The following is an 18,161-nucleotide window of genomic DNA, read 5'->3' on the forward strand; positions in this document are numbered from 1 at the left end:
ATTTAAAACATTAAAAATAGATTATTTTTCCTTTTTATCATATTTAATAGTTTATAATTCTACAAAAATATACATTTGCGAAAATTTTATTTCATAGAACAATGAAGATGGATATTACTTTAAATGATCGTTTAAGTAACTTATTAGATAATGTAAAAAATGCACGTGATTCCTTTTTAGGATACCCTGTATCAAAAGATTTTGATTACTCACCATTGTATGATTTCTTACAATATCCTATTAACAATTTGGGGGATCCTTTTGAAGATAGTACGTACAAAGTACATACACATGAAATAGAGCGTGAAGTTGTAGATTTTTTCGCAAAGCTTTTTAGAGCTAACCCAAAAGATTATTGGGGATATGTTACCAACGGTGGATCTGAAAGTAACTTATACGGTTTGTACATCGCTAGAGAAATGTATCCAAAAGCAATGGTGTATTACTCTGAATCTACACATTATAGTGTTAAGAAGAACATTCATTTATTAAATATTCCAAGTATCGTAATTCGTTCGCAGGAAAATGGAGAAATTGATTATGAAGATTTAGAAGACACTTTACGTTTCAACAGACACAAACCTGCTATTATTTTAGCAACTCATGGAACAACCATGAAAGAAGCTAAGGATGATGTTTCTACAATTAAAGGAATCTTAAAAAAATTAGCAATCCAAGATCATTATATACATTGTGATGGAGCGTTATCTGGAACGTTTGGTGCTTTTACAGAACCTCGCAGCCCATTCGATTTTCTTGATGGCGCAGATAGCATTTCTATAAGTGGACATAAATTTATTGGTTCTCCTATTCCAGCTGGAGTCATTGTTACGAAACGGTCATTAAGGGATCGAGTATCAAAAGGAATTTCGTACATCGGATCTTTAGACACAACTATTACAGGTTCACGAAACGGTCATAGTCCATTATTTTTGTGGTATGCTATTCAAAAAATGGGAGTTGAAGGATTAAAAGCTCGCTATGAACATAGTTTAGAAGTAGCAAATTATTGTCGTGAGCAATTACAAAACATTGGTATCAATGCATGGAGTAATCCGGGATCGATTACTGTTGTATTTCCAAAAGTCACAGATCAGTTAAAAAACAAGTGGCAATTGGCAACAGAAGATGATATTACGCACATTATTTGTATGCCTAATGTTACTAAAGCTCAAATTGATTTATTTATTGAAGATGTAAAAACTGAAATGGAAACAGCGCCATTAGAAGAGGAATTAATGTATTATTAAGTATTAACATATCATAAAATCACCACATTGAAAGACCACTATAAAAGTGGTCTTTTTTTATACATACTACTTACCTTAAAGATTATATTTGCTTTTACTGAAGACTAATACTAATCCATTGAAAGAATTCTTTTTATTTATACTCTACTCTGGAATAACACTAAATGTTTTATTGATTTTTTTAGTTCTCAATAGAATCAAAAAACAACCTATTAATAAAGTTCTAGTATTAATTCTTTCTTGTTTGCTGATCCTGTTTTTAATGTTTGCATTTAATTACATGGATAACAAGAAGGTTACCCGTTTATTAGTTCCTGTAGGAAGTATAATTTATATGGCATTAGGCCCAATGCTTCTTCATTACATTAAATCTGTTTATGAAAATTTGGATTTCAAAAAGCTATATAAAAGCTTAATTCCTTTTTTCATCGCAATTCTAATTTATAGTATTCCTTCTTACTTCCTAGAAACAATAGACTCAAAAAATGAACTTTCCTTAGTATATCTAATTTTTATTGTTCCTTTTTTAGGATGGTTATATTTCATTTATTGCTTGTACCAATGCTTTCAAATTCTAAAAAAATATAGACTCGAAGTTCGTAACAATTACTCTTTCACAAAAAACATAGATTTAAAATGGCTTTCCATCTGGGTAAATGGTTTCATTATATTCATTTTTGTTGATCTTATCTCAGGAGGAGTGCTACTTACCAATACTTCTTTCAAGTTCATATTGATATTAAATCTAACCTATTTAACTTCTTTAATTTGGTATATGGGATACTACGGTTTAAATCAAACACAAGTCTTTTTATTTCAAGAAATATCTCAAAAACCTGCTAAACCTCAGCAAAAACAAATAACTCAAGATTTAGAAAGTTTAAAAAAATTAGAAGATAAATTTGAACTATTGTTCACCCAAAATCTACTTTTTAAAGAGCAGAACTTAACCTTACTTCAAACAGCAAAAGAACTAGAAATCTCTGATAAGAAACTTTCCAATTTTTTAAACAGTCATTTGCAAACCACTTTTTATGACTATGTAAATTCTCATAGAATTGAGTATTTCAAAAAAAGTATACAGAACGGAAAATCAAATCATCTTACTTTACTAGCAATTGCTTTTGATTCTGGATTTAATTCAAAAGCAACATTCAATAGAGTATTTAAACAAAAAGAAGGAATGACACCTTTTCAATTCAAAAAACAATTTGAAAAAGGTCTCACTGCATCCAATGAGGCGATTTAAGCCTTATTTATCAATTGTTTTGCTCAAAATTTAAATGAGTAAACAATTTATGAATACCACAATCAACATTAACACAGAACGAAAACACAATTTCAAAAAAGCTAAAAAATTCACTCTTTTTGTATTAGGGATTTCATGGGCAATTGGATTTACAATGCATGCTACTCTAAAAAATTCCAATATTATTTTCAAAGCGATTTTTGAACTAAGCTTGGCAGTAATGCCTGCTATTATTGCTTTTATTTTAAACAAACGAGAAGGAGGAAATTGGACATCACTACGTTTTATTAAACCTTCTTTTAAAAGTATAGCTTTAGCCATCCTTATTCCTTTAATTTATGTCATCGTAGATTTCTATTTACAAATACATTTAGGAATTCGAACGTCACCAGATTGGACTGTATTTGGATCTACATTAAAATTGTTTACAACTTTAACAGTAGGATTTATTGTAATGGTGATATTGGTTATGGGTGAAGAAATTGGTTGGAGAGGATACCTACAAGAGAAACTATTTTCAGCTTTTGGAGAATTGAAAGGTGTATTTCTATTAGGAATTATATGGGGAATTTGGCATTTACCAATTGCTATTAATGGTTATCTTTTCCCAAGTTATCCTTACATCGAAGCTTTCATCACTTATCCACTTGCATGCATCGCGTTTTCTTTAATTATTGCCTATATCGGATTTAATAGGTATTCAATTTTTATTGCTGCCGTTTTGCATGCTGCAAATAACCATTTCAAAGCAAGTTTAATTGCGACCACAGAAGTTATTGATGAATTCAATTACATGCTAATCAGTAATTTTATTTGTGTCGATTTGATTTTAATTTTCGGATTACTGTATTGGAAAAAACTTAAAACAAATACTAAAAACACATAGTGGGAAGATTGCAAAAAAAGCTGCAGATTTAAACATCTACAGCTTTTTTTTATTTCTTTTTCAAATCTATCTAGTTTGATCTTATAATCACATCTCCATTATAATTTTTGAAAACAATTTCCTGTCCTCCCCCATTTATAGCACCGGTAATCCATTTTTCAACCTTTAATCGATATCCATTATCTCTATTTTCACTCTTAGTAAAATTAGATTTTGCTGGCTTCATTTTTAAATCAAAGTCGGTATAAATTTCTCCTCTTTCAGATTTAATTTTCACATCTGCTTTCATTGCCTTTGGAAAAGTAATATCAATATCGCCATTTAAACTACTAAATGCCATCGGTATACCTGGATCAACCTTAATAAAGTTTACTGTAATATCTCTATTCAAAGCGTCAGCTATTACCGCTCCACTAATATCTTTTAATGTAATTTTCCCATTTGCATTACTGATATCCATATGACCATTTACATTCTCCACATAAATTTCTCCACTGTTATAGGTTGATAATTTTAAAGAAAAGTTCTTAGGAATTTCAATTTCAAAATCTGTTATTCCATTTCTATCGGAATCTATATCAATAGCATTATTAAATTCTTTTACACTGAAATCCAATCCTTCATTCGAAATACGTTTTAATCCTTCTAATTTCTTATTTGACTTTCTTCTTTTACCATATCTCCTCTTCTCCGACCTTAGTATTGCTTTTACAATTACTTCTTTAGTATTTGAGCCTTTAACTCGAATTCCTCCATTAAGAATTTTCACTTTTAAAAATCCGGGTTTTGAAGGATCTGTTAATGGAACCTTTACTGTTTCTTGTGCCGATACGCTAATTCCGATTAACATAATCAAGCTAAAAATTACTGCTTTTATATTCTTACTTTTCATACTATTATCTTTTAACAATTGCATCTCCGTTTAACTGATCGAAATGTAAATGAACATCTCCACTCCCTATTTTAAAATGCTTCTGTGAATCTATTTTATATTTTACTCCTTTTTTCTTACGCTTCGTTAATTTTACAACTTTAGGTACTGTATTCTCCACTGGGAAATTAGTATAGAATTTACCATTCATTGTCTTATAACTAATTACTGCATCTAACCCATCTTTAAACTTTATATTTATGTCGCCGTTCAAAGACCTGTACCAGCTTTCTTCTGTTGGATTTTGAGCATAGGTAATATTAATGTCTTTATTCAATGCATTTACATCTGTTTTACCTGAAACATTCTTTAAATCAATTGGTCCATTAATGTTATGTGCTATCAATAATTTTCCGTGAACATTCTCTACAACAACCTCACCTTTATTTATTGCCTTAACATCTATACTAGTATTCTTAGGAATCTTGATTTTAAAATCCAAACGATATTTATACATACGTTTCTTTCTGTGTTTATAACTTCGTCTTGAACTATAATTAAATTCTCTATGTTCAAATATTCCGGTTTCTAAATCAAAATGTGAATATGGAGAACTCAAATAAGCATAAATAGCTTCTTCTTTCTGAGCAGTTTTTACTCCTATTTCTTGTTTTCCTCTTTCCAGCTCTTCTTGAGTGTCTGCATACACTTGTTTAACAACTTCTAGTATTACTTTTGATCCATTATATCCTTCTACCTCAATAGATCCATATACATTATCCACAACTAAAATATTATCAGAACTGTTTGTTGTAAACTGTAATTCTTTCTGAATAATTTCTTTACTATTTAATTTTTTATCCGAGTAATATTCTTGAGCATAATTATAATTACTGATACTTATGGCAATGACTACTAATATGATTTTTATAAACTTCATGACTTAACTTTTTTGATGAATGACTTGATTTTCTTTTCAGTAAAAAGCGACCTAGGACTTGCCAATTACATCAAAACTTTATAACTCTTACTTATATAATACGTTCTATACTCTCTTCCATTTTTTGTTTTACACTTTCATTTGTATCCTCTTCATCGATCAATTTCTCAAATGATTTTATAGCTTCTTTTTCTTGAAGTAATACCATTAAATCGGCTAATGCTATTTGTACTAATGGTGATTCTTGTTTTAAAATTGAAGCAATTAGCCCTTCTCTAACAAGCGGAATATGAGTATAATTCCCTAAAGCTTCAATGGCAGAAAGTCTCACATTTACATTCTCATCGTTATTCAATGTTTTGAATAAGGCCTGCAAAATGGTTTCTGTTACTTTACTTAATTTATTAACCTCACTTACTGCTTGTAATCTTTTATTTGCGGAAGGTTGATCTAATAAAGTTAATACCAATTGAGAGCGAACCGTTTCTGCTTCTTGTTTAACTTTTTGAATATTTGAACCTTCTAAATGAGATGTATTATTCAATCCTTTTCCTAAGAAAAAACCTACAGTTAAAATTGTTAATGAGTATGCTACTTTCTTAAACAAGCTTCCTAAAAGGACCTTTTCAATTTTATTCGCAAAAGAGATTTTTTCTTTCTTAGCTGTTTCAGCATTCAGCATGGTATAAAATTTTATGTCCATTGCTGCTGTAGGTTCTGGAACGTCATCGTACATATTCTCTAAAAATAAACTTGCTTCTTCAAGTTCTTTAATATGTTCAGGATGATCTTTTACAAAATTTTCAATCTCTTTTTGTTTGGCCTCTGATAGATTTCCCAACACATAGTCTGTAAGTACTTCTTTAAATTCTTTATACTCCATCTTTCTATCTTTTTTCTAAGGTTAAATAAATTTCTTTTAATTCGTTTAATGCTCTATGAACTCGAGTTCTAGCGTTTCCTTCTGTGCATCCAACAATTTCTCCTAATTCTTTATACTTTAACTCTTTCAGCTTGCTTAACACAATGAGCTCTTTCTTTTTTGCTGGTAATTGATTTAGTGCAGTTTTTAACAAGTTCACCTTCTCTGATTGTTCAATATTTCTTTCAATACTATCAACCATAAAAACTTCATTAACCTCATCTAAATCAGATGTTCTATTTTTTGTACTTGCCTTAAATTGATCATAATAAACATTGCGTGCTATTCTAAATATCCAAGACAGAAAATTACTTTCTTCTGTATATGTATGTTTATACTTCATCACTCTTATGAACACATTCTGCACAAGATCTTCTGATAAACTGGCATCTTTACTCATTTGATAGAAAAAACCAAACAATCGTTTTTTATATCGTTCGTAAAGTAAACCTAACGTATGGCTTTCACCAGATTTAACTTTTAGCATTAAGGCACTATCCGATAGTGTATTCAATTTCTTAAAGTATTAATTAGTTGTTTCTATTCAGATTAACTTGATTATTTTCTATGTGTTACAAAATAGTACAGATTTTTTTTCAAAAAAATTAAATCATAAAAAAAAGAGACTACCTAAGTAATCTCTTTTAATATAATTTATTTCTAAGAATTGTCTATTCTAAAGCTCCTAAATAACGTTCTGCATCTAAAGCAGCCATACAACCAGTACCAGCAGCAGTTACAGCTTGACGATATTCTTTGTCTTGAACATCTCCCGCAGCAAACACCCCCGGAACATTAGTTTTAGTTGATTTACCATCTGTAATCAAATATCCTGTATCATCCATAGTTAATACTCCTTTGAATAACTCAGTATTTGGAGTATGACCAATTGCGATAAATACTCCAGTAACAGGAATATCATGTTTATCTCCAGATTGGTTGTTTACAGCTCTTACACCTTCAACTACATTATCACCTAAAACTTCGTCAATTTCAGTATTAAATAACACTTCAATATTTTCAGTTTTGTTTACTCTATGTTGCATTGCTTTAGAAGCTCTCATGTAGTCTTTACGAACTAACATTGTAACTTTACTACAAATATTTGCTAAGTAAGTTGCTTCCTCTGCAGCCGTATCACCAGCTCCAACAACCACAACATCTTGCCCTTTATAGAAGAAACCATCACATGTTGCACATGCAGAAACTCCTCCACCAATTAAGCGTTGTTCGCTTTCTAAACCTAAATATTTCGCAGTTGCACCTGTTGAAATAATAACAGTTTCAGCTTCTAACTCAGTAGTTTCATCTACTACTACTTTATGAATACCTCCAACCTCTTCAGAAAAATCTACCTTAGTAACCATTCCAAAACGTACTTCAGTACCAAAACGTTCAGCTTGGTTTTTTAAATCTTCCATCATTGCGGTACCATCCGTACCATTTGGATATCCAGGAAAATTATCAACTTCAGTAGTTGTTGTTAATTGACCTCCCATTTGCATTCCTGTATACATTACAGGTTTCATATCTGCCCTAGCTGCATATATAGCCGCTGTATAACCAGCTGGTCCAGATCCAATTATTAAACATTTAATTCTTTCTACAGTATTTGACATTGGGTATTATTTTAATCGAAGTACAAATGTAATTTTTTTTTAAAAACTACAACTCCTTTATAAATATCTTTTATCAATCATGAAATAATCAAAAATAATTTTCGAATGAGATCAATATATTTAAAAAAACATATATATTTGCAGTCCGAAAAACGGGGTGTAGCGTAGCCCGGTCATCGCGCCTGCTTTGGGAGCAGGAGGTCGCAGGTTCGAATCCTGCCACCCCGACGAAAAACTGTTGATTCTTCGATCAACAGTTTTTTTATGTCTAATTCTCAGATAATCGTTTTGTTAAGGTTAGGTTTTTGTTAAAAACATCTTAATTTCACTACATTTTTTGGTTTTGTTTAATTTTTTTGTAATTTTGATAAACAAAACAATGGTTCATAAAAAAAAATAATCATTATATTGTATAAAACAATGGATTATGTATGGCCAAATATGAAAGTTATATATACATTTGTTGCCCCAAGATTCACAATTAGACCCTATCTAGTGAAAGTACTTAAGGATTTACACGTCTAATTTTACGATTTAATAGCCCAAATTAAATGGGTGTAACTTTATAATTATTGATTAGTTATGACATTAATAGAAAAAGCAACAGAATTCGAGAACAGAAAATTCAAGTTTATCACAACTAGTGATAGAATTTTAGCGTCTAGAGAAGCAAAAGCTTTAATCTTAGAAATTAATGAAGAATACAAAAAAAGTAAAGACAGTAATCTTATGGAAATAATGAAAAGATTAACTGTTGTTAAACAACGTATTGAGAAAAGATTAAAGGGTAAACCTTTAACGGCTTAAATTAAATTAAACTACCCCACGATTTAGTGGTTTTTTAAAAATGTCTGTCCACCAAGTTAAAATAAATAGCCTTCAAGGTAAAGAAATATCATTTTCTGAATTTGAAGGAAAGAAAATCTTATTTGTAAATGTAGCTTCAAAATGTGGTTTTACCCCGCAATACAAAGAGTTACAACAATTGCAAAATGACTTTCAAGATTCTCTAGTTATTATTGGAGTTCCTTGCAATCAATTTGGAGGACAAGAACCTGGCAACTCAGAAGAAATTCAAGAATTTTGCTCTATAAATTATGGAGTAACTTTCCCTATTACAGAGAAAATAAAAGTTAAAGGAGCTGAAAAGCATCAGTTATACGCTTACTTAACCGATAAGAAGTTAAACGGTAAGAAAAACTCATCTGTAAAATGGAACTTTCAAAAATATTTGGTTGATGAAAAAGGTAATCTCATTGATTATTGGTATTCACTAACCAAACCAACCAGTAAAAAAATCACTAAATACTTAACCTCTTGAATAAACTAAAATTTACACTCTTATTTCTTCTTATTAACTTCTCTGCTTTATGGATAGGCAGTTTTTTAATGGGTGAAGGACCAACCGATCAATGGTATCAATCTCTTAACAAAGCTCCTTGGACACCTCCAGGTTGGGTTTTCGGTGCGGCATGGACATTTATTATGATTTGCTTTTCCATATATCTCGGATACCTTTTTAGCATATCGAATACCAAAACTGTAAAAATTACATTCTTAATTCAACTCTTACTTAATATAAGTTGGAACTTCATTTTCTTTAATCAAAAACTAGTTGCATTAGGCGTAGTTGTATTAATATTACTGATTATCACTCTACTTTATTTCTTCGTTAATCTGAGTACAGACATAAAGAAAGTTAGACTATTATTATTACCGTACATAATTTGGCTTTGTATAGCCACCTCATTGAATCTTTATATTCTAATCCATAATTAAAATGAAAATATACCGTCTTCACAAAAAACAAAATCTACCGATAACAATTGATGAAGCATGGGAATTTCTTTCGAGTCCAAAAAATTTAAAAACAATTACTCCTGATTATATGAGTTTCCATATTCTTTCGGGAGCAGAGAAAGAAATGTATCCTGGTCAAATCATACAATATATTGTAACACCAATTTTAGGCATTAAAACCAAATGGGTTACGGAAATCACCCATGTAGTTGACAAAAAATATTTTGTTGATGAACAACGTTTTGGACCGTATGCCTTATGGCATCATAAACACTTCATTAACCCGATTGAAGGAGGTGTTGAAATGGAGGATATAATTGACTATAAAGTTCCTATGGGAATATTAGGTCAATTGGTTCACCCCTTTCTGGTAAAACCGAAACTAGAAGAGATTTTTGAATATAGACAAAAAAAATTAATAGAACTATTTGGACAATACAATGGATAAGATATCTATTTTCTGGTTTAGAAGAGATTTAAGAATTCATGACAACCATGGATTATTCCAAGCTCTACAAAACTCTACTAAGGTTTTACCAATTTTTATTTTTGATGAAAATATACTAGACAAATTACCTAAGAGCGATGCACGAGTTGAGTTTATCCACAATCAACTGCATCAAATAAACTTGGAATTACAAAAAATTGGCAGTGGTTTAAAAGTATTTCATGGAAAGCCTTTAGAAATTTTCAAACAACTAATTTTTAAATATGAAGTAAACTCAGTTTTCGCAAATAGAGATTATGAACCTTATGCTTTATCAAGAGATAAGTCAGTTTTTGAGTTTTTAAAAGAGAATCACATTGAATTTAAAGGATACAAAGATCATGTTATCTTTGAAAAGGATGAGATCACCAAAGATGACGGTTTACCTTATAAAGTATACACACCATATTCTAAAAAATGGTTAAGTACTTTTAAAGATGAACAATCTGATAGTTTTCCCTCGGAAAACTTTTCTCAAAACTTCATAAAACTTGAGGATAACGAACTTCTAACGTTAGAAGGAATTGGATTTACCAGTTCTCCAATTAAAGTACCTGAATATAAAATCACATCTACTTTGATTGATGAATATGAGGCAAAGCGTAATTTCCCAGCGATAAATGCAACTTCTAAACTTGGAATTCATTTAAGATTTGGTACCATCTCAGTTCGACAAGCTGTTACTGAAGCTAGAAAAAGTGAGAACATAACGTTTCTGAAAGAATTAATTTGGCGTGAGTTTTTCATGCAAATTCTTTGGCACTATCCACACACAGTTACAAAAGCATTCAAACCTAAATATGATACTATAGCATGGCGAAATAACAAAGAAGACTTTGAGAGATGGTGTAAAGGAGAAACAGGATATCCTTTAGTAGATGCAGGAATGCGAGAACTGAATCAGACCGGCTTTATGCATAACAGAGTTAGAATGCTAGTTGGAAGCTTTTTATGCAAACATTTACTTATAGATTGGCGCTGGGGAGAAGCTTATTTTGCTGAAAAACTCTTAGATTTCGAACTAGCAAGTAATGTAGGAAACTGGCAATGGGTTGCAGGTTGTGGTGTTGATGCCGCTCCATATTTTAGAATATTCAATCCAACAACTCAAATACAAAAATTCGACAAACAACTTGGGTATATTAAAAAATGGGTTCCTGAATTTCAAGAACTCACCTACCCTAAACAATTGGTAGAACATAAATTCGCCAGAGAAAGATGTCTCGAAACATATAAAGCTGCTCTAAACTAAGTTTAGAGCTTTTTTTTGACCTTATAGAATTGTTCTTCTAATCAACAGAAAAGCGTATTTAGACATCATATAATCGCAAGTTTCTAGCTCTAAAACTGGACTTTCTCCCTTTTTTTTCGTAAATTATAAAAGTGTAACATTCTAAAATCCAATAACATGAAGAGAGTTTTAGTACCCGTAGATTTTTCCAACCAATCTGAAAACGCACTTATAACCGCTGCTAATTTCGCTAAGAAATTTGACTTTGAACTTGTTATTTTACACATGCTTGAAATTTCAAATGCTGTAGTTACAAATAATGTCACTACTAAAGAAACCATTTTTTATTTAAAGCTTATTGAAAAGAAACTTAACGAGTTTCTAGACAAAGATTATTTGAGAGACATTAAAATCACACCTATCATTAAGCACTATAAAATATTCAGTGAATTAAATGAATTATACGAAGAAGAGAAAATTACATTTGTAATGATGGGATCTCAAGGTGCAACAGGATTTAAAGAACTTTTTATTGGTTCTAACGCACAAAAAGTAATTCGTAACTCTGATGTTCCTGTATTAGTTATAAAGAATAAACCAATGCATACTTTTGAAAATGCAATTTTTGCATGTGACTTCTCAGAAGATTCTATTGACGCATACAAGAAAGCAAGAAAATTTGCCAAACGCATTAACTGTAAAATGAAAATGGTTTATGTAAACACACCTTCTAAATCATTTAAAAGTTCTGCAGAAATGCGTGAAATTGTAAGAGAATTCTTTGAAAAAGCAGGTACAAGTGCTCATCATATAAAAGATGTCCAATACATTTCTGACTATACCATAGAATCGGGAATTATAAATTTTGCAAAAAATCATAATGCTGATATTATTGCTATGGCCACCCATGGTAGAAAAGGGCTAGCTCATTTTTTTGATGGTAGTATTACTGAGGATGTGGCTAATCATTCACCACTTCCAGTGTTGTCTTTTAAGATCGAATCATAGATAATTTTAAAAAAATTAAAAAAATATTTGCCAGTAATAAAAATCATACTATATTTGCCACGCTTTAAACGCAACAGCCGATATAGCTCAGCTGGCTAGAGCAGCTGATTTGTAATCAGCAGGTCGTGGGTTCGAGTCCCTCTATCGGCTCAAAAAAAGAAAAAAGACATCAGAAATGATGTCTTTTTTTATGCCCTATTTTTTCTAAATTTGCTCACATATAAAACAACAATGAAAAATATCTTTATCATAGGAATCGCAGGAGGTACTGGAAGTGGAAAAACCACTGTTGTAAATCAAATTATAAACGAGTTACCACCTGATGAAGTTTGTGTAATTTCTCAAGACTCTTATTACAATGCTACTGACAATTTAACTTATGATCAAAGATCAAAAATTAATTTCGATCACCCACGCGCTATTGATTTTGAACTTTTAGTTGAGCATTTAAAACAATTAAAAAATTCCGAAATCATAGAACAACCTGTGTATTCGTTTGTTACACATAACAGAACGAAAGACACCATAAAAACGCATCCGAGGAAAGTAGTTATTGTAGAAGGAATTCTTATCTTTAACAATAAGGAATTACGTGATCTTTGTGATATAAAAGTATTTGTTCATGCAGATGCTGATGAGAGATTGATACGAAGAGTGAAAAGAGACATTACAGAGAGAGGAAGAGATATTAATGAAGTATTAACGAGATATCAAGATACGTTAAAACCAATGCATCAGGAATTCATTGAACCGACTAAGAATTTTGCGGATATCATCATTCCAAATGATCGTTATAATACTGTTGCCATTGATGTTGTAAGATCTGTAATTAGCGAACGTTTATAAGAATGAACTTAAAATCAGTACAAAACAAACCTCTTTTTAAAGTAATAACTAATATTTATGTTATTATACTAACGGTTTTTGTAGTCTGGATGCTTTTCTTCGACGAAAACTCTTACCTAACACACAGGGAGTTCGATAAAGAAATTAAAGAATTAGAAACCTGGATTGATTATCATAAAAAGAAAACAGCTCAGGATAAACAAACTATAAAAAATCTTCAGGATTCATTGGAGCTTGAGCGATTTGCGAGAGAAAAGTATTTAATGAAAAAGAAAGACGAAGATATTTATATAATTGAATTTGATACGATAAAAAAATAATGGGAGCATATTTATTTGATGAGTTTGAAGGTATTTCTGAAAAAGCTTGGAAACAAAAAATACAAGCAGATCTTAAAGGCTTAGATTACAACGATACACTTTTATGGCATACCACTGAAGGTATCACAGTTAAACCTTTTTACACCAAAGAAGATCGTTCGCATCAAGAAATAGCATTACCAAAAAATAACTTCAACATTTGTCAATCTATTTTTATTGATAACGAAGTTGTTGCAAATAAATTAGCAACCGATACAATAAACAGAGGTGCAACCGCTATTGAATTTGTAGCTGACAAAGAATTTAATTACGAAAAGACTCTTCGAAACATTGATGCTACTTTAATCAAAATTTACTTCAAACTTAATTTCTTAGACGCTGCATTTATCAAAAAACTAGTCGCGTTTATAAATTCCTCAAATTGCTACATCAATGTGGATATTATTGGGAATCTAGCTAAAACAGGAAACTGGTTTAAAAACCTAAACGCAGATCACAAAGAATTAGAATCAATTATTGATTTAAGAAATTCTTTAGCTGTAAACTCTTCGGTTTATCAAAATGCAGGAGCTAATTCAGTGCAACAAATTGCTTATAGTTTAGCTCATGCTAATGAGTATTTAAACCATTTCGGTGGAGAAATAGCAGATAAAATTCATTTTAACTTTTCAGTAAGCACAAACTACTTCTTCGAAATTGCTAAACTAAGAGCGTTTAGATTACTGTGGAATTCTCTATTAAAAGAATACGATGTTTCCGAAAAGGAAGCTCATATTTTTACACAACCTACACTAAGAAATAAAACTCTTTACGATTATAACACCAATATGCTTAGAACAACTTCTGAATGTATGAGTGCTATTTTAGGAGGAGCAAATACAATTTCAAATGTTTCTTATGATGAAATCTTCCACAAATCAAATGAGTTTGGAGAACGTATTTCGAGAAATCAACTATTAATATTGAAAGAAGAGAGTGGTTTTCAAAACTCACAACATTTCGCAGACGGAAGTTACTACATCGAAAATATAACTGATCAACTTGCAGAAAAAGCTTTAGAAGTTTTTAAGAGTATAGAAGAAGGTGGTGGTTTTTTGAAACAATTGAAGGAAGGAATTATCCAGAGAAAGATTAATGAATCTGCACAAAAAGAACAAGATCTCTTTGATAAAGGAGAATTAGTTTTACTAGGAACAAATAAGATTCAAAATGAGAAGGATAAAATGAAGAACGACTTAGAGCTCTTTCCTTTTGTTAAAAAACGTTCTGAAAAAACTTTAATACAACCTATAATCGCAAAAAGACTAGCTGAACAAATAGAACAAGAACGTCTAGATAATGAGTAAAAACATCATTCTTTTTATTTTCATGTTTTGTACAAATTCTTTGGTTTTTGCACAGGATGACTTCTATGGATCATTTGGAGATAGAGAAGATGATAAATTAATTCTTGAAATGGTATCGCATTTTGAGAAAACACTTTGTGATTATTACAATATTCAACCTAACAAATCTTCGAACGCTTTTAAAAAGTACATAGAAGATATTTCAAAAGAAGACTTAAAGTTTGCTACGTTTTTAGCAAAATTAACTAACGACAAGAGCTTGAATTTATTAAAAGAATCACATGATGAATTATTCGAATATGTTTGGATTAAAAGTTCAGACAACAGACATAAGTTATCTTCATTAAGCTTTACTCCGTTCACTCCCGAACAAATTAAGGCTTTTGAAGATGAAGAGTATTTCAATGAATTTGTAGAGAAGATTCAAGCGCAGGAATTCGTATACATTCTGAATTATGAAGAGACTTTTGGAGATAAAATAATTCAAGAAAGCAAAAACCAAAACATTAAAGATTTCATTATCACGTTTAGAGAAAATTATATTAATCATCCGTTATTAATAGCTCCTTTACTAAACTTAACCGATGAAGAATATGAAAATCAAGCCGTAAAAACCTTTATTGCATTTGAGTTTTTTTACACATGCTTAAATTCAAAAGTAGCATATGAGTAAATACAGATACATATTATTTTTTACTCTTTGCTATATGACTATTTATTCGCAAAGTGAATCTCCTTTAGAGCAAAGTAGAAATGACATCATCCAATCAATGACAGATGTCTTTGAAAATACAATTTGTGATTATTATAAGATTGAAACTAAAAATTCTCATGAAGCTATTAAACTATTCTTAACTGATTCAGGAGAAGATTTTAAAGACTATAATAAATTCAAAAAAATCGTTACTCCAAAAGCAACGGAGAAACTAAATCAATCTCTAACTGAATTAAGAGATTATATTTGGATTACAAAAAAGCAACGAAGAAAAAAATCTGGTCGTTTAGGACTTGAAGAATTTGATGAAACAACTTTATCTCAAATGACTCCAAGAACTATAAGATATTATAAAAAAATGCAAAGTAACGATAACGATTTAGTTTTGAACTACTTTGACAAATTCTCGGAAAAACTAATGTTAGAATCTAATAATGAAGATATTATTGATTTAATTTTAACATTCAGAGAAGTTCCTAACGATTATCCTTCAATAATTGCTTTAGCTTTGAAGGATTTAACGGAAAAAGATTTTAAAAATAGTTCAGTAAAGACATTTATAGCTTTTGAACTGTATTATTCTTATTTAAACTTACAACTACAAGATGAGTAGAAAAGATATATCAAATATTAAACTAGAGAAGAAATCATCATCAACAAACAAAAGTTTACAACATGAAGATTTCATCGCTGGTATTGCTCCCAATTTAAGAGGACCTTATTCTACAATGTATGTTAGAAGACCTTGGACAATTAGACAATATGCAGGATTTTCTACAGCAGAAGAAAGTAATGCTTTTTATAGAAGAAATTTAGCAGCTGGACAAAAAGGACTATCCGTAGCATTCGATTTAGCAACACATAGAGGATACGATTCAGATCACGAAAGAGTTCAAGGAGATGTTGGAAAAGCTGGAGTAGCTATTGATTCTGTTGAGGACATGAAAGTTCTTTTCGATCAGATTCCTTTAGATAAAATGTCCGTTTCCATGACAATGAATGGAGCGGTTTTACCAATTTTAGCTTTTTACATAATTGCAGCGGAAGAACAAGGTGTAGCTCCAGAATTATTATCTGGAACCATACAAAATGATATTCTTAAAGAGTTCATGGTTCGTAACACCTATATTTATCCACCTACTCCATCAATGAAAATTATTGCTGATATTTTTGAATATACTAGTAATAATATGCCTAAGTTCAATTCAATTTCGATCTCTGGATATCATATGCAAGAAGCTGGAGCAACACCAGAAATCGAATTAGCCTACACTTTAGCAGATGGTTTAGAATACATTAAAACCGGATTGGCCGCAGGTATGGACATCGACACCTTCGCTCCTCGCCTATCTTTCTTCTGGGCAATTGGAATGGACCATTTTAGAGAAATTGCAAAAATGCGTGCCGCTAGAATGTTATGGGCAAAACTTGTAAAACAATTCAATCCAAAAAACCCTAAATCCCTAGCTTTAAGGACACACTGTCAAACCAGTGGTTGGAGTTTAACAGAGCAAGATCCTTTTAATAATGTTGCAAGAACAACTATCGAAGCGATGGCTGCTGCATTTGGTGGAACACAAAGTTTACACACAAATGCTTTAGATGAAGCTATAGCATTACCTACTGATTTCTCTGCTCGTATTGCGAGAAATACTCAGATTTATCTTCAACAAGAAACACACATAACAAAAACCGTAGATCCTTGGGCGGGTAGTTACCATCTTGAACAATTAACCGAGGAAATTGCCAACAAAGCTTGGGAATTAATTCAAGAAACAGAAGAACTTGGAGGAATGACAAAAGCAATTGAAAAAGGAATTCCTAAAATGCGTATTGAAGAAGCTGCTGCGATAAAGCAAGCTAGAATCGATAGCGGACAAGATATAATTGTTGGAGTAAATAAATATCAACTAGAACAAGAAGATCCATTACACATTTTAGAAGTTGATAATGAAGCCGTAAGAAAATCTCAAATTGAGCGTTTGGAAGATTTAAAAGCAAAAAGGAATTCTAGTAATGTTGAACAATCTTTAGCAGATTTAACAGATTGTGCAAAAACAGGTAATGGAAATTTACTAGATTTAGCAGTAAAAGCTGCAAGAAACAGAGCTTCGTTAGGAGAAATTTCTGATGCCTTAGAAGCTGTATTCGGAAGACATAAAGCAGTTCATAAAACAATATCTGGAGTGTATAGTAAAGAAATTAAAGACGATTCATTATTCAAAAAAGCAAGTGAGTTAGCTGATAAATTTGCTGAACTTGAAGGACGAAGACCAAGAATAATGATTGCTAAATTAGGACAAGATGGACATGACAGAGGAGCAAAAGTAGTTGCTACAGGTTATGCTGATTTAGGTTTTGATGTTGATGTTGGTCCTTTATTTCAAACACCAAAAGAAGCTTCAAAACAAGCTATTGAAAATGATGTCCATATTATTGGTATCTCCTCTTTAGCAGCTGGACATAAAACATTAGTTCCTCAGGTAATTGAAGAATTAAAAAATTATGGTCGAGAAGATATTATGGTAATTGTAGGTGGTGTAATTCCTGCTCAAGATTATCAGTTTTTATTCGATGCTGGAGCCGTTGGAGTTTTTGGTCCTGGAACCAAAATTGCACAAGCAGCAATTGACATGCTTGAGATTTTAATTGATAGTACAGAAGAATAATT

General features: G+C 31.1%; 20 protein-coding genes and 2 tRNA genes. 17 read left to right on the plus strand and 5 right to left on the minus strand.

Annotated features, from left to right (window positions below; translation table 11 throughout):
- The first annotated feature begins 107 nt into the window (after positions 1–107).
- From ABNT61_RS06775 to ABNT61_RS06785, 3 genes are all read left to right on the plus strand, one after another.
- On the plus strand, positions 108–1,250 hold the full coding sequence (locus ABNT61_RS06775) for a histidine decarboxylase (protein WP_348724226.1): 1,143 nt from the start codon (positions 108–110) through the stop codon (positions 1,248–1,250).
- 280 nt (positions 1,251–1,530) lie between these two features.
- Positions 1,531–2,499: a helix-turn-helix transcriptional regulator gene (locus ABNT61_RS06780; RefSeq protein WP_348745334.1), complete on the plus strand. Its 969-nt coding sequence runs from the start codon at positions 1,531–1,533 to the stop codon at positions 2,497–2,499.
- A gap of 49 nt (positions 2,500–2,548) precedes the next feature.
- On the plus strand, positions 2,549–3,385 hold the full coding sequence (locus tag ABNT61_RS06785; protein ID WP_348745335.1) for a type II CAAX endopeptidase family protein: 837 nt from the start codon (positions 2,549–2,551) through the stop codon (positions 3,383–3,385).
- A 70-nt stretch (positions 3,386–3,455) separates the two neighbouring features.
- Here the strand turns inward: ABNT61_RS06785 and ABNT61_RS06790 are convergent, their stop codons facing one another.
- From ABNT61_RS06790 to trxB, 5 genes are all read right to left on the minus strand, one after another.
- On the minus strand, positions 3,456–4,277 hold the full coding sequence (locus tag ABNT61_RS06790; protein ID WP_348745336.1) for a DUF4097 family beta strand repeat-containing protein: 822 nt from the start codon (positions 4,275–4,277) through the stop codon (positions 3,456–3,458).
- 4 nt (positions 4,278–4,281) lie between these two features.
- On the minus strand, positions 4,282–5,196 hold the full coding sequence (locus ABNT61_RS06795; RefSeq protein WP_348745337.1) for a hypothetical protein: 915 nt from the start codon (positions 5,194–5,196) through the stop codon (positions 4,282–4,284).
- A gap of 91 nt (positions 5,197–5,287) precedes the next feature.
- Complete coding sequence (locus ABNT61_RS06800; RefSeq protein ID WP_348745338.1) at positions 5,288–6,079, minus strand: HEAT repeat domain-containing protein; 792 nt, start codon at positions 6,077–6,079, stop codon at positions 5,288–5,290.
- Between the two features lie 4 nt (positions 6,080–6,083).
- Positions 6,084–6,632 carry an RNA polymerase sigma factor gene (locus tag ABNT61_RS06805; protein WP_348742656.1) on the minus strand — a complete coding sequence of 183 codons (549 nt, stop codon included), beginning with the start codon at positions 6,630–6,632 and terminating at the stop codon, positions 6,084–6,086.
- Between the two features lie 157 nt (positions 6,633–6,789).
- On the minus strand, positions 6,790–7,737 hold the full coding sequence (gene trxB / locus ABNT61_RS06810; protein WP_348713050.1) for a thioredoxin-disulfide reductase: 948 nt from the start codon (positions 7,735–7,737) through the stop codon (positions 6,790–6,792).
- Positions 7,738–7,890: 153 nt separating this feature from the next.
- Here trxB and ABNT61_RS06815 point away from each other — a divergent pair.
- The 14 genes from ABNT61_RS06815 to scpA all read left to right on the plus strand — a co-directional run bounded on the left by ABNT61_RS06815 (position 7,891) and on the right by scpA (position 18,159).
- A tRNA-Pro gene (locus ABNT61_RS06815) sits at positions 7,891–7,965 on the plus strand.
- 354 nt (positions 7,966–8,319) lie between these two features.
- Positions 8,320–8,544 (plus strand): hypothetical protein, encoded by a 225-nt coding sequence (locus tag ABNT61_RS06820; protein WP_348713049.1) that lies wholly within the window; start codon positions 8,320–8,322, stop codon positions 8,542–8,544.
- Between the two features lie 40 nt (positions 8,545–8,584).
- Positions 8,585–9,058, plus strand: coding sequence for a glutathione peroxidase (locus ABNT61_RS06825; protein ID WP_348745339.1), 474 nt, complete (start codon positions 8,585–8,587; stop codon positions 9,056–9,058).
- A gap of 68 nt (positions 9,059–9,126) precedes the next feature.
- Positions 9,127–9,516 carry a TspO/MBR family protein gene (locus ABNT61_RS06830; protein WP_412766934.1) on the plus strand — a complete coding sequence of 130 codons (390 nt, stop codon included), beginning with the start codon at positions 9,127–9,129 and terminating at the stop codon, positions 9,514–9,516.
- A gap of 1 nt (position 9,517) precedes the next feature.
- Positions 9,518–9,985, plus strand: a complete 468-nt coding sequence (locus ABNT61_RS06835; protein ID WP_348713045.1) for an SRPBCC family protein — start codon at positions 9,518–9,520, stop codon at positions 9,983–9,985.
- Positions 9,978–11,276, plus strand: coding sequence for a deoxyribodipyrimidine photo-lyase (locus tag ABNT61_RS06840; protein ID WP_348745341.1), 1,299 nt, complete (start codon positions 9,978–9,980; stop codon positions 11,274–11,276). The genes ABNT61_RS06835 and ABNT61_RS06840 overlap by 8 nt, the downstream gene beginning before the upstream one ends.
- 156 nt (positions 11,277–11,432) lie before the next feature.
- Positions 11,433–12,263 (plus strand): universal stress protein, encoded by an 831-nt coding sequence (locus ABNT61_RS06845; protein WP_348745342.1) that lies wholly within the window; start codon positions 11,433–11,435, stop codon positions 12,261–12,263.
- Between the two features lie 76 nt (positions 12,264–12,339).
- Positions 12,340–12,413, plus strand: a tRNA-Thr gene (locus ABNT61_RS06850).
- Between the two features lie 90 nt (positions 12,414–12,503).
- Entirely contained in the window at positions 12,504–13,109 is a 606-nt protein-coding gene (gene udk, locus ABNT61_RS06855; RefSeq protein ID WP_348713349.1) for a uridine kinase, read from the plus strand.
- Between the two features lie 2 nt (positions 13,110–13,111).
- Entirely contained in the window at positions 13,112–13,429 is a 318-nt protein-coding gene (locus ABNT61_RS06860) for an FtsB family cell division protein (protein ID WP_348713041.1), read from the plus strand.
- Positions 13,429–14,775, plus strand: coding sequence for a methylmalonyl-CoA mutase subunit beta (locus ABNT61_RS06865; RefSeq protein WP_348745343.1), 1,347 nt, complete (start codon positions 13,429–13,431; stop codon positions 14,773–14,775). The genes ABNT61_RS06860 and ABNT61_RS06865 overlap by 1 nt, the downstream gene beginning before the upstream one ends.
- A complete protein-coding gene (locus tag ABNT61_RS06870) occupies positions 14,768–15,448 on the plus strand; it encodes a hypothetical protein (protein ID WP_348745344.1) in 681 nt (226 codons plus the stop codon). Before ABNT61_RS06865 ends, ABNT61_RS06870 begins: the two co-directional genes overlap by 8 nt.
- A 34-nt stretch (positions 15,449–15,482) precedes the next feature.
- Entirely contained in the window at positions 15,483–16,103 is a 621-nt protein-coding gene (locus ABNT61_RS06875) for a hypothetical protein (protein ID WP_348745345.1), read from the plus strand.
- Complete coding sequence (gene scpA / locus ABNT61_RS06880; protein ID WP_348745346.1) at positions 16,096–18,159, plus strand: methylmalonyl-CoA mutase; 2,064 nt, start codon at positions 16,096–16,098, stop codon at positions 18,157–18,159. Before ABNT61_RS06875 ends, scpA begins: the two co-directional genes overlap by 8 nt.
- The last annotated feature ends 2 nt before the right edge of the window (positions 18,160–18,161 follow it).

Source organism: Tenacibaculum sp. 190524A05c, from assembly GCF_964036595.1.
Classification (GTDB): Bacteria; Bacteroidota; Bacteroidia; order Flavobacteriales; family Flavobacteriaceae; genus Polaribacter; species Polaribacter platacis.

Coding starts and splice junctions, on each gene's coding strand:
- ABNT61_RS06775 (WP_348724226.1), top strand. CDS start 108: ATGGATATTACTTTAAATGATCGTTTAAGTAACTTATTAGATAATGTA.
- ABNT61_RS06780 (WP_348745334.1), top strand. CDS start 1,531: ATGGATAACAAGAAGGTTACCCGTTTATTAGTTCCTGTAGGAAGTATA.
- ABNT61_RS06785 (WP_348745335.1), top strand. CDS start 2,549: ATGAATACCACAATCAACATTAACACAGAACGAAAACACAATTTCAAA.
- ABNT61_RS06790 (WP_348745336.1), bottom strand. CDS start 4,277: ATGAAAAGTAAGAATATAAAAGCAGTAATTTTTAGCTTGATTATGTTA.
- ABNT61_RS06795 (WP_348745337.1), bottom strand. CDS start 5,196: ATGAAGTTTATAAAAATCATATTAGTAGTCATTGCCATAAGTATCAGT.
- ABNT61_RS06800 (WP_348745338.1), bottom strand. CDS start 6,079: ATGGAGTATAAAGAATTTAAAGAAGTACTTACAGACTATGTGTTGGGA.
- trxB (WP_348713050.1), bottom strand. CDS start 7,737: ATGTCAAATACTGTAGAAAGAATTAAATGTTTAATAATTGGATCTGGA.
- ABNT61_RS06820 (WP_348713049.1), top strand. CDS start 8,320: ATGACATTAATAGAAAAAGCAACAGAATTCGAGAACAGAAAATTCAAG.
- ABNT61_RS06825 (WP_348745339.1), top strand. CDS start 8,585: ATGTCTGTCCACCAAGTTAAAATAAATAGCCTTCAAGGTAAAGAAATA.
- ABNT61_RS06830 (WP_412766934.1), top strand. CDS start 9,127: ATGGGTGAAGGACCAACCGATCAATGGTATCAATCTCTTAACAAAGCT.
- ABNT61_RS06835 (WP_348713045.1), top strand. CDS start 9,518: ATGAAAATATACCGTCTTCACAAAAAACAAAATCTACCGATAACAATT.
- ABNT61_RS06840 (WP_348745341.1), top strand. CDS start 9,978: ATGGATAAGATATCTATTTTCTGGTTTAGAAGAGATTTAAGAATTCAT.
- ABNT61_RS06845 (WP_348745342.1), top strand. CDS start 11,433: ATGAAGAGAGTTTTAGTACCCGTAGATTTTTCCAACCAATCTGAAAAC.
- ABNT61_RS06860 (WP_348713041.1), top strand. CDS start 13,112: ATGAACTTAAAATCAGTACAAAACAAACCTCTTTTTAAAGTAATAACT.
- ABNT61_RS06865 (WP_348745343.1), top strand. CDS start 13,429: ATGGGAGCATATTTATTTGATGAGTTTGAAGGTATTTCTGAAAAAGCT.
- ABNT61_RS06870 (WP_348745344.1), top strand. CDS start 14,768: ATGAGTAAAAACATCATTCTTTTTATTTTCATGTTTTGTACAAATTCT.
- ABNT61_RS06875 (WP_348745345.1), top strand. CDS start 15,483: ATGACTATTTATTCGCAAAGTGAATCTCCTTTAGAGCAAAGTAGAAAT.
- scpA (WP_348745346.1), top strand. CDS start 16,096: ATGAGTAGAAAAGATATATCAAATATTAAACTAGAGAAGAAATCATCA.